A 13,273-nucleotide genomic window follows, 5' to 3' on the forward strand; every position below is an offset into this window, starting at 1 on the left:
CTGGCTTCCCGCCCGGCCGTCCGTTATGCCCCCCGAGCAGGGGAACTTCCGCGCGGGCGGCGTTGCCGGCGACCTGAGGAGATGCCGGTCACGCTTGACCTCAATCCGGGTTCAGGTCGGAGGCTGAGCCCATGCTGATCGAACTGCTCAGGGCCGAGGTACGCCGGGACGAGCTGCCCCGACCGTCCCGCGCCGGCAACCGTCCCTCCCCGATCTGGCCGCGCCGTACGGCGCGTCGCCGGTGACCGCCACCGCCGCGCCGGCCGGACCCGTCGCCCCGGCCCCGGGCCTCTTCGCGCCCCGGCTGCGGGCCATGACGGTGGGCAGCGTCGCCCTGGTCTCGCTGCTGGCGTTCGAGGCGCTGGCGGTCGGCACCGCCATGCCGACCGTGGCCCGCAGCCTGGACGGGCTGGCTCTGTACGGGATCGCGTTCGGCGGCCCGTTCGCGGCCGGGGTGCTGGCCATGGTGGCCAGCGGTATCTGGTGCGACAGCCGGGGGCCGCGCGCGCCGATGTGGCACGGGCTGGTCTGGTTCGTGCTCGGGTTGGTGATCGCGGGCAGCGCCACGGCGATGGGCGCGCTGGTCGTCGGCCGGGTGGTGCAGGGGTTCGGTTCCGGCCTGCTCTCGGTGGCGCTCTACGTCATCGTCGGGCGGGCGTACCCGGAGGAGCTGCACCGGCGGATCTTCGCGGCGTTCGCCGCCGCGTGGGTGGTCCCGTCGCTGGTCGGGCCGGCGGTGGCCGGGCTGATCGTGGAGTACCTCGGCTGGCGGTGGGTCTTCCTCGCGGTGCCGCTGGTGGCGGTGCCGGCGGTGCTGCTGATCCACCCCGGCCTGCGGGCGGTCGGCCCGGCGACGCGGTCGGCCCGGCCGGCCGGCGCGGTGGCCCGGATCGGCTGGGCGTGCGGGGCGGGGGTGAGCGCCGCACTGCTGCACATCGGGGGACAGCAGCGCGGCGGCTCCGCGGTCGCCCTGGTCGTGGTGGCGCTGGTCGGGCTGCTGGTCTGCGCGCCCCGGCTGCTGCCGGCCGGATTCCTGCGGGCGGGCCGGGGCCTGCCGACCGTGGTCGGGCTGCGCGGCCTCGCCTCCGCCGCGTTCGTCGGCGCGGAGGTGGTGATCCCGCTGATGCTCTCCCGGGAGCGGGGGTTCTCGCCGACCGCGGCCGGCCTGGTCCTCACCACGGGCGCGCTCGCCTGGTCGGTGGGGTCGTGGTTGCAGGGCCGGATGCCGGCGCCCCGGTCCCGGGCCAGCCTGCCCCGGGCGGGGCTGGCCTGCATCGCCGGCGGCACCGCGGTGGTCGCGCTCACCGTCGTGCCGGCGGTGCCGGTCCTGGTGGGGGTGCTGGGCTGGGCGGTGGCCGGGCTCGGCATGGGCCTGCTCTACCCGTCGCTGTCGGTGCTCACCCTGGAGTTGTCGGCCCCGGGCGAGCAGGGCCGCAACAGCTCCTCGCTGCAACTGGGCGACTCGCTCTTCGCCGCCACCGTGCTGGCGCTGACCGGCGCGGTGCTGGCCGCCGGCGCCGCCCCGGGCGCGGGCGACTACGCCGGGACGCTGGCTGTCGCGTCGGGCCTGGCGCTGCTCGGTCTCCTGCTCGCCGGCCGCGTGGTGCCGGGGCCGCGGGCGGCCGGCTGAGGGCACGCCCCGCCCGGTGCCGGGCCCGCGGGTGGTCGTCACCGGCGTGTCGGTGGCGAACGGACCCGTAGGGCGCGAGAGCGGTCGTGGAGGTCGTCCGAGCGGTGAGCGCCGCCGGTAGTCGGCGGATCGGCGGGTCGCCGGGGTGGGTGGCCGGCAGGATGGGCGGGGAGATGAGCTTCCTGACCGTCCTGCCGCTGGCCGTGGTGATGGTCGCCGGGACGCAACTGGTCGCGGCGGTGTTCCTCGCCGCGGCCGACCGGCCGCGGGCCGCCTCGTCGGGCTACCTGGCCGGCGCCGGGCTGGTGGTGGGCGGCGGGGTCACGCTGAGCTGGCTGGTCACCCGCGCGGTCAAGGTCAACTTCGGCGGCGGCGACCAGGGCGGTCGGGGCCCGATCACGACCAGGATCGACCAGGTGGTGCTGGTCCTGCTGGTGGTGCTGGCCCTGGTGGTCTTCCTCCGGCGGCACTCCACCGGCCCGCCCCGGTGGATGGGAAAGCTCCAGCAGGCCGGCCCGGGCTACGCGGCCCGGCTGGGCGTGCTGCTCTTCCTCGCCACGCCCACCGACGACCTCACCATGCTCGCCGTCGGCGCGAGCGCCGCCCGGCACGACCTGTCCTGGTGGCACCTGCTGCCGTTCGTGCTGGCCACCCTGACCCTGCTGGCCCTGCCCCTGCTGGCGTTGCTGCTGCTCGGCGGCCGGGCGGCCACGGTGCTGCCCCGGATCCGCGACTGGACCACCCACCACTCCTGGGTGGTCAGCGAACTCGTGATCGGTTTCTTCGTGGTGGTGACGTTGGTCGACCTGCTGCGGTGAGCTGCCGCACGGCCGGTCACATCGGGCGGCCCGGCGCCGTCACCGACCCGGACGCCCCGGTTCCGGGGGCGCGGAGAAGGAGGACATCATGCGGGTGCTGGTCACCGGAGCGGGCGGCCGCCTGGGTCGGGCGGTGCTGCCCCGCCTGCTCGACGACGGGCACGCGGTACGGGCCACCAGCCGGCGGCCGCGTACCGACCCGGCGGTGGAGTGGGTGGTGGCGGACCTGGCCACCGCCCACGGGCTGGCCGAGGCGGTACGCGACGTGGACGCCGTGCTGCACCTGGCCTCGTCGCCCGACCGGCGCACCCACGAGGTCGACGTGCTCGGCACCCGCGAGCTGGTCCGGGCCGCCGGGAGCGCCGGCGTGGGCCACCTGGTCTACGTCTCGATCGTCGGGGTGGACCGGGTGCCGATCCCGTACTACCGGCACAAGCTGGCCGCCGAGCGGGTGGTCGCCGCCGGGCCGGTGCCGTGGTCGGTGCTGCGGGCCACCCAGTTCCCGCAGTTCCTGGACGACCTGCTGGTCGCGTCGAGCCGGCTGGGCCCGGTGATCGGCGACCGGGCGGTGCTCGCCCAGCCGGTCGATCCGGGCGACGTGGCCGCCCGGCTGGTCGAGCGGCTGGCCGCCGGCCCGTCGCGCGGCGTCGAGGAGTACGGCGGGCCCGAGGTGCTCCGCTTCGACCAGGCGGTACGCGCCTGGAAGGCCGCCCGGCGGTCCCGCCGGCCGCTGCTGCCGGTACGGATCCCCGGCCGGCTCGGCCGGGCCCTGCGTTCGGGCGGCCTGGTCACCGAGGCGACGCCGACGGGCTCCCGGACCTGGGCCGACCACCTCGCGGACACGTACGGGGGAACCCGGGCAAGATGAGAACCTTCCCCGTTCACGTTCGGCCTACCGTGACGCCATGTTCGCCATCGTCACCACAGTGATCCTCTACGTCGCCGGCTTCGTCTTCCTCTACGGCGTCATCCGGCTCGCGGTCCGGCACGCCATGGAGGATCTGGAGGTGCGCCGGGTCCAGGCCCAGCGGGCGGAGGAGCTGGCCGCCGTGCGGGACCGCACGATGCTCCGCGAGAACGCCTTCCTCACCGGCAGCTGACCCGCGGTTCGGGTGGGCGGGACCGGCCGGGTGGTGCGAGGATCGCTCCCGTGATGGGGACGCTGAAGACCGAACCCGCCCGTACCCGGCTCGACCTGCTGGCACCGCCGGTCGCCGCCGCGCTCGGGCAGTGGCCCGCCGACGCCCCGGTGGACGTCGACGACGTGCTGGTCGCGCCGATCGACGCCGACCTCGCCGACACCGCCGCGTTCTGCGCCGCGTACGAGGTGGGGCTGGACGAGTCGGCCAACTGTGTGGTGATCGCCGGCAAGCGCGAAGGGGTGGTCCGCTACGCGGCCTGCGTCGTGCTCGCCACCACCCGGGCCGACGTCAACGGAGTGGCCCGGCGGGCGCTGGACGTCCGCAAGGCGAGCTTCGCGCCGATGGCCGACGCGGTGGAGCTGACCGGCATGGAGTACGGCGGGATCACCCCGATCGGCCTGCCCGAGGAGTGGCCGATCCTGGTCGACGCCCGGGTGATCGCCACCCCACACGTGATCATCGGGTCCGGCGTGCGGCACAGCAAGATCGCGCTGCCCGGGCCGGCGCTGGGTGCGCTGCCCGGTGCGCGGGTGGTGGAGGACCTGGCCAGGCCCGCCTGAGCGATCACCGCCGTCGATACCGTTGCACGTGAAACATCACGTGTGTCGATGTCTGACTCGCCACGGAGGACGGTGGCGTCAGTCGGTGCCCGACTCGCGCCGATCGACCTCGGCCAGCGCGGCCAGCAGGGTCGCCGGCTCCTGGGCGCCGGTCACCGCGTACTTGCCGGCGAGCACGAAGGTGGGCACGCTGGTCACCCCGATCTGCCGGGCCGCCGTCAGGTCGGCGGTCAGCTCGGCCACCCGCTCGTCGGAGTCGAGGAACCGGCGCGCCTCGGCCGCGTCCAGCCCCACCTCGGCGGCCAGCGCGGCGAGCGCGTCGCGGGAACCGACGTCCACGCCGTCGGTGAAGTGCGCCCGGTAGAGCGCCTCGACCATCTCGCCGGCGCGGCCCTGGTCCGTGGCCCAGGCGACCAGCCGGTGCGCGTCGAAGGTGTTCGCCGCGACGGCCCGGCCGAAGTCCAGCTTAAGGCCGGCGCCCGCGGCCACCCCGGTCACGTGCTCGGCCATCTGCCGGGCCCGGTCCGGTCCGCCGAACTTGGCGCCCAGCGCGTCGAGCAGGGGCTGCGGCTCGGGCACCGGCGACGGGTCGAGCTGGAACGGCCGGTAGTGGACTGTCACCTCGCCGTCGTACGACTCCAGCGCCTGCTCCAGCCGGCGTTTGCCGATGTAGCACCACGGGCAGACCACGTCCGCGTAGATCTCGATCTCCATGGTCGGGGCAACCTCCCGGTCAGCTGGTCTGTTCCCGCACCTGGCGCTTGAGCCGGGCCAGGATGGCGGTGCCGCCGCGCACCCGCAGCGGGCTGATCGCCTGGGCCAGCCCCATCCGCTGGTAGAGGTCGTCGGGCACGGCGAGCACCTGGTCTGGCTTCGCCCCGGCCAGCCCTTCGGCGAGGATGCCGGCGAAGGCCCGCGTGGTCGGCGCCTCCGGCGGGCAGTCGAAGAGCGTCTCGACGGTGCCCTCCGGCGTCACCCGGGCGCGCAGGAAGAACGCGGTCTGGCACTCCGGGACCTGCTCCATGCCCTCCCGGTCGGCGGCGTCCGGCGGCAGCGGCGGGATCACGTCCGCGTACTCCAGCAGCATCTCCAGCACCACGTCCCGGGGCGCGGCGGCGAACTCCTCGACGATCTCGGCCAGCCTGGCCGGCATGGATGACATGCCCCGAGGCTACGCCGTCGCCGACGTACGCCGCCGCGCCGCCGGACACCCGCTCAGACGGTCGGCGCCTGCTCGCTGATCTCGCTCAGTGCCGACTGGGGGTCGAGCTGCATGGCCAGGTCGCCGAGGGAGACGATGCCGACCAGCTTGCGCTCGCTGTCGCAGACCAGCACCCGGCGGATGCCCCGCTCGCGCATCAGCGCGGCCGCCTCACCGGCGCTGGAGTTCTGCTCGATCATCACCACCTCGCGGGTGATGACCGAGCCGATGGTGGTGGTGGCCGGGTCGCTGCGCTCGGCCACCGCCCGCACCACGATGTCGCGGTCGGTGAGCATGCCGGCGAGGGTGGCGCCGTCGGTGACCACCACGTCGCCGATGTCCGCCTCCTTCATCACCTTGGCGGCCTCGTCCAGGGTGGTCTCCGCCGGCAGGTACACGACCTGCTTGGTCATCACGTCAGCGACCCGGTAACCGGTCATGAGAGTCCTCCGAAACAACGTCCACCCGATCCACATGCGGTACCCAGTGACACGGTTGCTACACCCCGGCGGCTACCGGGTCACCTCGGCGCGCAGCCGGTCCACCAGCTCCACCACCGGCAGTTCGGTGCGCTCGCCGGTGGCCCGGTCGCGCAGCTCGACGTACCCGTCGGCGAGGCGGCGGCCGACCACGACGGCGCGCGGAATGCCGACCAGCTCGGCGTCGGTGAACTTCACCCCGGCCGAGACGTGCGTCCGGTCGTCGACCAGCACCCGCAGGCCCGCCGCGGCGAGCTGCCCGCCGAGCTCCAGCGCCGCCTCCAGCTGCGGCCCCTTTCCGGCCGCCACCAGGTGTACGTCGCACGGCGCGACCGCCGCCGGCCAGACCAGTCCCCGCTCGTCGTGGTGCTGTTCGGCGATCGCGGCCACCGCCCGGGACACCCCGATGCCGTAGCAGCCCATGGTCGGCCGGACCGGCTTGCCCTGCGGGCCGAGCACGTCGACCGAGAACGCGTCGGTGTAGCGGCGGCCGAGCTGGAAGATGTGCCCGATCTCGATGCCCCGCCGGATGGTCAGCTCGCCGGTGGCGCAGGCCGGGCAGGGGTCGCCGGCGCGCACCTCGGCCGCCTCGATGGTGCCGTCCGGGGTGAAGTCCCGGCCGCTGACCACGTGCACCGCGTGCCGACCGGGCTCGTTCGCGCCGGTCAGCCAGGCCGAGCCCGGCGCCACCCGCGGGTCGACCAGGTAGCGGACGCCGAGCTTCGCCATGACCTGCGGGCCGATGTAGCCGCGGACCAGCTCGGGGTGGTCGTCCCAGCCGTCGAAGACGTCCACGGTGGCCGGGGCGACGGCGGCGGCGACCCGCTTCAGGTCCACCTCCCGGTCACCGGGCAGCCCGACCACCAGCAGGTCGGCCTCCTCGGCACCCGGCCGGTGCACGGTCAGCACCACGTTCTTCAGCGTGTCGGCGGCGGTCCAGTCACTGCGGCCGCCGAGCCGGCGGGCGTTGGCCAGCTCGACCAGGGTGGCGATGGTGGGGGTCTCCGGGGTGTCGTGCACCTCGGCGGGCGGGTGCGCGTCCGGGTCGCCGGCCGGCGCGGCGGGCGTGGTCACCGCCTCGGTGTTCGCGGCGTAGCCGCAGGCGGTGCAGCCGACGAAGGTGTCCTCGCCGACCGGCGCCGCGGCCAGGAACTCCTCCGAGGCGGAACCGCCCATCGCCCCGGACATCGCGTGCACGATGGTGTGCTCCAGCCCCAGCCGGTCGAAGATCCGTCGGTAGGCGCCCCGGTGCCGGTCGTACGCGGCCTGCAGGCCCGCCTCGTCCAGGTCGAACGAGTAGGCGTCCTTCATCAGGAACTCGCGGCCGCGCAGCAGGCCGGCCCGCGGCCGGGCCTCGTCGCGGAACTTGGTCTGGATCTGGAAGATCGTCACCGGGAAGTCCCGGTACGAGGAGAAGAGATCCTGCACCAGCAGCGCGGCCAACTCCTCGTGGGTGGGGGCGAGCAGGTGCTCGGCGCCCCTGCGGTCGGCGAAAGTGAAGATGTCGTCGCCGTACTCCGTCCACCGCCCGCTGGTCCGGTACGGCTCCGCCGGCAGCAGCGCCGGGAAGTGCACCTCCTGGTCGCCGATCGCGGTCATCTCCTCGCGGACGATCTCGGTGACCCGGTCCAGCACCAGCTTGCCCAGCGGCAGCCAGGTGTAGCCGCCCGGCGCGGCCCGGCGGATGTAGCCGGCGCGCACCAGGAGCCGATGGCTCGGCACCTCCGCGTCCGCCGGGTCCTCGCGCAGGGTCCGGAGCAGCAGGGTCGACATTCGGAGCAGCATTGCCGCAGCGTACGGCTGACCCGGCAGGACGGGCGACCGGAATCCGGTGCGGCGGGCGGGAGGTCGATCAGCCGGGCGGACAACTCCGTGATCGGTGGGGTGACACAGCGGGCGTGGGCGCTAGCCCTGCCGCCTCTTGCCTGCCCAGTCGACCGCGGGGTTCACCAGCCATCGCCTCGGGTTGTGCGGATCGGGTCGGCGTTGACCAGCGCTGCTGTGATGTCGGCGAGCCGTCGCGCCGCGGCGGGGTCGAGGGTCTTCAGGCCCAGCGGCACGGGCTTGCCGCGGTCGACCGCGGTCAACGGCGCTGTGGGTGGCGCGTCGATGAAGTCGTGGACGGGCGCGACGGATTTCTCCACAGGCCGGGCAGCGGCCCGGCCGATGGTCTTGATGAGCGCTCGTGTCAGCGGGTTGATCTGCTCCATCGCGGAGTAACCACTCCGGGTGAAACCCGGGTGGTAGAGGACGTAGGGAACCTGGTGACCGAACTGCGCCGCCATCGCGACACCGAGCAGGTCGTTCGCGCGACCGGCCTGGAGTTGCGCGGTGATCGTGCGGTAGCGGTCGCGCAGTTGGAGATCGTTCCAGTGGATCTGCCCGGAGGTGAGACCGACGGCGGCGATGTTGATGATCACCGAGCGACGCAGGCCGGCCGCCAGCGTGGGCATCAGCCCGTGGCCAAGAAGATAGCGGCTGAGATAGTAGAGCGCGAAAGTCGACTCCAGACCGTCGCTGGTTTCGATCCGCTTCGGGGATTGCCGGTTGGCCGCCAACACCAGGGCGCCGATGGCGCCGTATTCGGCCGTGACGTGCTCTATCACCTTCTGGTTTCCCGCGATCGTGCTGAGGTCGGCAGCCAGGAACCCGACACGTTCGCCCAGGCCAGCCTCCTCCGCCGCGGCGAGCAACCGGTCGCCCTTGGCAGGGTTGCTGCCCACCGCGAGGACGCGGTCCCCCCGCTCGGCCCGGCCCAGGACGACCGCTCGGCCCATGCCATCGGTTCCGCCGGTGACAACGACGCTCCTTGCTCCTCGTACGGCGTCGACGTCGTTGTCCCGTTGCCGGTCGACCATGAGAAACCCCCGGTTACTGTTGGTAATTACCACCATCATCCGTAAGCGGTCAGGATCGCGGAAGAAGGCAGTTCGATGTCAGTACCGGACACTGGTGTGCCTGCCCTGCTCAACACGGCGCTGCCGAGCCCTGTGCCTCGTGACGAGCACGACCAGTGCCCCGTGACCGACGTTCTCCGTCGGGTCGGCGACAAGTGGACGGTGCTGGTGGTGGTGCTGCTCGGGCAACGGCCGCACCGATTCAACGAACTCCATCGCGGTATCGAGGCCATCAGCCAGCGCATGCTCACCCGCACGCTGCGCGGTCTGGAGCAAGACGGGTTGGTGCACCGAGAGGTCTTCCCCACCAACCCGCCCAGTGTGGAATACCGCCTCACGCCACTCGGTACCTCACTACTGGAGCCGCTCTCGGCGCTCGCCGAGTGGGCCATCACGCACCAGCCGACCATCGCCGCCAGCAGGGGTGTCAACATCCGCCAGCCCCGCGACACTTAGCTACCGGTTCCGTCCCACTGCCAAGCCTCCCTACTGCGACGAGGTGGGGCTGGGGTGTCGACCGGCGCTGACGGCAGGAAGGTCAGACTGACCCGGAATTCGGCTGCCCGGGCGGCAACCCGGGGACCCCGAGGTGACGTCTGGGGTGTCGTCAACGACTACCCCAAGGATCGGCTCGTGTGGACCCTGCGCTGAGTGAGTTCGACTCGTTCGTCCGGACCCGGACACCCGCCCTGCTGCGGTCGGCGTACCTGCTGACCGGGGACCAGCACCTCGCCGAAGACCTCGTCCAGTCGGCGCTGGCCCGGGCCCACCGGTCCTGGGGCCGGCTGCACGACAGCGGCAACGCCGAGGCGTACACCCGGCCACGACCCACTCCGGTTGCATGTGGAAGGACGCCAACGGGTCCGGGGACGACCAGACGTTGGGGCGTAACCAGAACGACAGCAACGTGGCTCCCGCCAACAGCGACGAGGTGTCGTCCTGGCGTACGGCCTACAGCTGCTGAATAGTCAGACATCGTGATGTCACCACTCATCCGTACGCAAAAGGTGCGCAAGGCCTACCACTCTGAGGTGGAGACCGTGTGGGCCGCACGAGATGTGGATTTCGAAGCTCGCCCGGGTGAGTTCGTGTGCATCTATGGTGCCAGCGGCTCAGGCAAGTCGACGCTGCTGAACCTGATGGCTGGCCTGGATCTCGCCGATTCCGGCGAGATCCAGGTCAGCGGCGTCGATGTCACCACCGCGAACGAGAGCCAACGCGCGCAGCTGCGGCTCGAGACGGTGGGCGTCGTGTTTCAGGATCACAACCTGATCGAGGAATTCACGGCCGTGGAGAACGTCGCACTGCCTTCGGAGGCGCGCGGCATGCCGGCCGAGGCCGCGCGAGCCGAAGCCGCCGACCAACTGCGCCGAGTCGGGCTGGAAGGCCTCGACAACCGGCTACCTCGACAGTTGTCCGGCGGACAGCGCCAACGGGTAGGGATCGCGCGGGCGCTGACGGGACAGAGAGCCGTTCTCCTGGCTGACGAGCCGACCGGGGCGTTGGACTCCGCCGCCACCCAAGAACTGTTCGCGCTCATCCGCGCCTTGTGCGACCAGGGAGTCACGGCCGTGGTCTGCTCGCACGATCGTCGGTGCCGCGACTACGCCGACACTCGCTACGAGATCATCGATGGACGCTTGGAAGCCCGTTCATGACCGAAGCAAGCTCTCCGGCGTCTCTCGTGGCGCGCCTGCGTTTCGTCCTGCGGCTCGCCCGGCGTCTCATCCGCTCTCGCGAGCTGGCCCGATCAGCGTCGATTGTCTTTGTCGCCGGTCTGGCCATCATGGCGATGTTCGTCACCCTGCGGACGCTGTCCCTGTCGGGCGCTCAGATCGCTGACCGGGATCTGGGTCGGTTCGGCGCCTCCGTCGGCTACGGCAGCATCGTGCTGCCACCCGGAGAAAACCACTTCGTGTCGGACGTGCGGGCGCAGGCTCTCCGCGCCGGACTCACCGATTACGAGGTCATGCTCAGCGCGTCCTCCACGCAGTTGGCCACCACTCCCGCGCGTAGCGTGCCTATGCTGGAGGCCTCCTGGCGGGATCAGCCCTTCCCTGATCGGTACGACTTGCTGTCCGGTCGGTGGCCGACCCGACCAGGCGAGGTAGTCCTCACCGAGCCCCAGGACGCCCCGGAGACTGCCGACGGCACCCTACCCCTGCTGGGCGGCAAGGTGAGGTTCACCGTCGTCGGCACCGCTGAGGACCAGTTTGCCCGTAGCACGAACCTGCTGGTCGCCCCGGGCACCTGGGCATCGCTGGATCCAAGCCTTGCCCAGGGATTTCCGGTGCTGGGCGCGCAACCGTTGCTGCTGTGGTCTGGGGGCGACGCCGAAAGCGCCGTGACAGCCTTCACCACCGCGATAGGCGACTACACCCGACGGTCGCCCACCGTCACCGAGGGGGCGGACGCCCTCGTGGTCGGTGGCACACTGCGGTTCCGCGAGCAACTCCTCGAGCGGCCCGAGCGCACCTCGATCGAGCGCACACCTGCCGGCTACACCATTCCTTCGCTGCTGCTACCCGTCGCGGCGGTCCTGCTCGTGTTCGGACTCAACAATCGACGGTTCCGACGGATATCGACCAGACTCGTGGCTGTCGGCGTACGCCCAGCGACCGCCGCCGCTGCGCTCACCATCGCCGCTTCAGCCTGGTGCGCAGCCGCAGCCGCAGCTGGAGCGATCGTCGGGACAGCAATCGGTGGGGTGGCCAGAGCGGTCATCGCGCAGCTGCGTGACTGGCCGCCCGGCCCGATCGAGGGACTTGCCGCGCCCCCGTTGCAGATGCTCGCACTGGTCGTGCTCACCAGCGTGTGCGCCGGCGCAGCGCTCGCCCGCGACAAGGAACGGGTCAGCTCTGCTGTGGCTCATCGTTCCCGTCCAGAATCCCAGACGACATCTACGGCTCAGCGACACATCCGAGATGCGCGGCACCTCCTCGCCGTCGCCGCATGGTGCGCCACCGTCGCTTACGCCGTGCGAGTCGACTCTCCGGCCAAAGCGATGATTCTTACCGGTGTGCTCACGCTCGCGGTGCTGCTCGTCGTTCCCGACGTGCTCGACCTGGTGCTGCGAGTGCTGCCCGAAGGCGGGCCACGCCGTCGCCTGGCGCTTCGGCAACTAGCGGCCGACAGACTCCGCGCCGGAGCGATTGTCGCCATCCTCACCGTGCTGCTGGGCGCGTCCATGGGCTTCCTGACGTTGCTCGACACCCTCATTCGCACCACGGATCAGCAGGCCTACCCGGACGCGCTACCCGGCCAAGTACTCCTGGCCGACCGCGCCAGCAGCACACTTCCCCCACCAGCGGCGTTACTACGAGCCGTGGACGCCTCCGGCCTCGCCGACGGGCTGCCCCGTGCGGAACTGGCCTACCTGTTCACCACCGACGAGTCCGGCATCCCGACACGGTCGGTCACCCGCGACGGCCACAACGGCAACCTTCTTGCCGTAGAGACCGACGGCCAGGTCGAACAGTTGATCGGCCACTCCCTCAACCCGACGCAACGCGCCGTGCTGGCCGAAGGCGGACTGCTTGTATGGGCCGACGCACCCGACGCACCGACGCGCAACACGCGCCTTGCCGTGAAGGAGGGCGACAAGGTCACCAGCCGGACCCCTGAGCTACCCGTGGCCATCGTCGACGTGCCACTCGTCGAATGGCGCACCGGCACCGACGGCGTGATGCTCCGCTCCACGGCGGCCAGTCTTAACCTACCCGTCCCGCGGAACGCGCCTCTTATCATCACTGAGGTCTCCGATAGCGCAGCCAAGGCCATGCAAGAGGCCGTCGGTCGTGCAGGCATCGATGCGCAAGCGGTCCGGATCTACGTGCCACCCAAGCCACCCGTTCCAGCCGCTGCACTGCTAGCCACCGCCGCTGGGCTGGTGATCCTCGTGCTCACCGCCGTGTTCTCCGCTACCCGCGCCCAGACCCGTACGCTACGCGGCTACCTGACCCGCCTGGTATCCATCGGCATTCCCCCCACCTGGGCACGTCACGTTCTGCTCTACCAGTACGGCATCCTCATCGCTACGAGCACCCTGCTCAGTCTGATCATTGCCTTGCCGCCCACGGTGGTCATTGCCCTGCGAATCTCCGGCTTCGTCCTCAGCATTCCATGGGCGCAACTGCTCACCCTGCTCACAGCGATCTACCTAGCCACTGCCCTGGCCGCACTCCGCTCCGCCCTGAGCCTCCGCGCCCGCGAGCAACTCGGCACAGGTATCTGACGCCACAGACACCGCAACGGCGAGGTCGACGACGGCAACGTGGAGATGAGGCAGGCCGACATCAACTGCCAGGTCAACTGATTGGCGTAGTAGGTGACCGGAAACCGAGTGGCGGACGACCGCAGGGAAGCCCAGCCCGGCCTGGAACATGGTGCCCGGGTCTTCGCGGGCACCATGTTCGCCGCTGTCTACGGTGAGCAGGCCGAGCCGGCCAGCCTCAGGGGCATGCAGATCATCGGGGTGGGCGGCTAGGACGGGAGCGACCGGGTCGGCGATGTGGGGTGTCCGGCGGGTGCGGAGGCCGCCACATCG

General features: G+C 71.7%; 15 protein-coding genes and 1 pseudogene. 11 read left to right on the forward strand and 5 right to left on the reverse strand.

The features are described from left to right. Window positions 1-241 precede the first annotated feature (241 nt). The 5 genes from SM577_RS22480 (at window position 242) to SM577_RS22500 (ending at window position 4,150) form a co-directional block, all read left to right on the forward strand. Window positions 242-1,630 carry an MFS transporter gene (locus tag SM577_RS22480; RefSeq protein ID WP_474587896.1) on the forward strand — a complete coding sequence of 463 codons (1,389 nt, stop codon included), beginning with the start codon at window positions 242-244 and terminating at the stop codon, window positions 1,628-1,630. 173 nt (window positions 1,631-1,803) lie between these two features. Continuing rightward, window positions 1,804-2,448 (forward strand): GAP family protein, encoded by a 645-nt coding sequence (locus SM577_RS22485; protein WP_302922455.1) that lies wholly within the window; start codon window positions 1,804-1,806, stop codon window positions 2,446-2,448. Between the two features lie 88 nt (window positions 2,449-2,536). Continuing rightward, window positions 2,537-3,316, forward strand: coding sequence for an SDR family oxidoreductase (locus SM577_RS22490; protein ID WP_474587897.1), 780 nt, complete (start codon window positions 2,537-2,539; stop codon window positions 3,314-3,316). 37 nt (window positions 3,317-3,353) lie between these two features. Beyond that, window positions 3,354-3,548, forward strand: a complete 195-nt coding sequence (locus tag SM577_RS22495) for a hypothetical protein (RefSeq protein ID WP_302922453.1) — start codon at window positions 3,354-3,356, stop codon at window positions 3,546-3,548. A gap of 53 nt (window positions 3,549-3,601) precedes the next feature. Further along, window positions 3,602-4,150: a YbaK/EbsC family protein gene (locus SM577_RS22500; RefSeq protein ID WP_302922572.1), complete on the forward strand. Its 549-nt coding sequence runs from the start codon at window positions 3,602-3,604 to the stop codon at window positions 4,148-4,150. A gap of 78 nt (window positions 4,151-4,228) precedes the next feature. On the opposite strand, the gene SM577_RS22505 is transcribed toward SM577_RS22500, so the two are convergent. From SM577_RS22505 to SM577_RS22525, 5 genes are all read right to left on the reverse strand, one after another. Continuing rightward, complete coding sequence (locus SM577_RS22505; RefSeq protein ID WP_474587898.1) at window positions 4,229-4,864, reverse strand: DsbA family oxidoreductase; 636 nt, start codon at window positions 4,862-4,864, stop codon at window positions 4,229-4,231. A gap of 19 nt (window positions 4,865-4,883) precedes the next feature. Next, a complete protein-coding gene (locus SM577_RS22510; RefSeq protein ID WP_302922451.1) occupies window positions 4,884-5,312 on the reverse strand; it encodes a SufE family protein in 429 nt (142 codons plus the stop codon). Between the two features lie 53 nt (window positions 5,313-5,365). Next, window positions 5,366-5,791, reverse strand: a complete 426-nt coding sequence (locus tag SM577_RS22515) for a CBS domain-containing protein (RefSeq protein ID WP_302922450.1) — start codon at window positions 5,789-5,791, stop codon at window positions 5,366-5,368. A gap of 72 nt (window positions 5,792-5,863) precedes the next feature. Next, window positions 5,864-7,615, reverse strand: coding sequence for a proline--tRNA ligase (locus tag SM577_RS22520; RefSeq protein ID WP_474587899.1), 1,752 nt, complete (start codon window positions 7,613-7,615; stop codon window positions 5,864-5,866). 161 nt (window positions 7,616-7,776) lie between these two features. Continuing rightward, entirely contained in the window at window positions 7,777-8,688 is a 912-nt protein-coding gene (locus tag SM577_RS22525) for an SDR family NAD(P)-dependent oxidoreductase (protein ID WP_474587900.1), read from the reverse strand. A gap of 162 nt (window positions 8,689-8,850) precedes the next feature. Here SM577_RS22525 and SM577_RS22530 point away from each other — a divergent pair, with 162 nt between their 5' ends. The 6 genes and pseudogenes from SM577_RS22530 to SM577_RS22555 all read left to right on the forward strand — a co-directional run bounded on the left by SM577_RS22530 (window position 8,851) and on the right by SM577_RS22555 (window position 13,213). Continuing rightward, window positions 8,851-9,183, forward strand: a complete 333-nt coding sequence (locus SM577_RS22530) for a winged helix-turn-helix transcriptional regulator (protein WP_474587901.1) — start codon at window positions 8,851-8,853, stop codon at window positions 9,181-9,183. Window positions 9,184-9,362: 179 nt separating this feature from the next. After that, a pseudogene (locus SM577_RS22535) lies at window positions 9,363-9,548 on the forward strand (sigma factor); the annotation flags it as partial. Between the two features lie 20 nt (window positions 9,549-9,568). Then, a complete protein-coding gene (locus SM577_RS22540; RefSeq protein WP_302922578.1) occupies window positions 9,569-9,691 on the forward strand; it encodes a hypothetical protein in 123 nt (40 codons plus the stop codon). Window positions 9,692-9,758: 67 nt separating this feature from the next. After that, window positions 9,759-10,385, forward strand: coding sequence for an ABC transporter ATP-binding protein (locus SM577_RS22545; protein ID WP_302922446.1), 627 nt, complete (start codon window positions 9,759-9,761; stop codon window positions 10,383-10,385). Continuing rightward, on the forward strand, window positions 10,382-12,961 hold the full coding sequence (locus SM577_RS22550) for a hypothetical protein (RefSeq protein ID WP_474587902.1): 2,580 nt from the start codon (window positions 10,382-10,384) through the stop codon (window positions 12,959-12,961). Before SM577_RS22545 ends, SM577_RS22550 begins: the two co-directional genes overlap by 4 nt. Window positions 12,962-13,054: 93 nt before the next feature. Next, window positions 13,055-13,213 carry a hypothetical protein gene (locus SM577_RS22555; protein WP_302922444.1) on the forward strand — a complete coding sequence of 53 codons (159 nt, stop codon included), beginning with the start codon at window positions 13,055-13,057 and terminating at the stop codon, window positions 13,211-13,213. Window positions 13,214-13,273: the final 60 nt, after the last annotated feature.

Source organism: Micromonospora desertarenae (assembly GCF_056150265.1).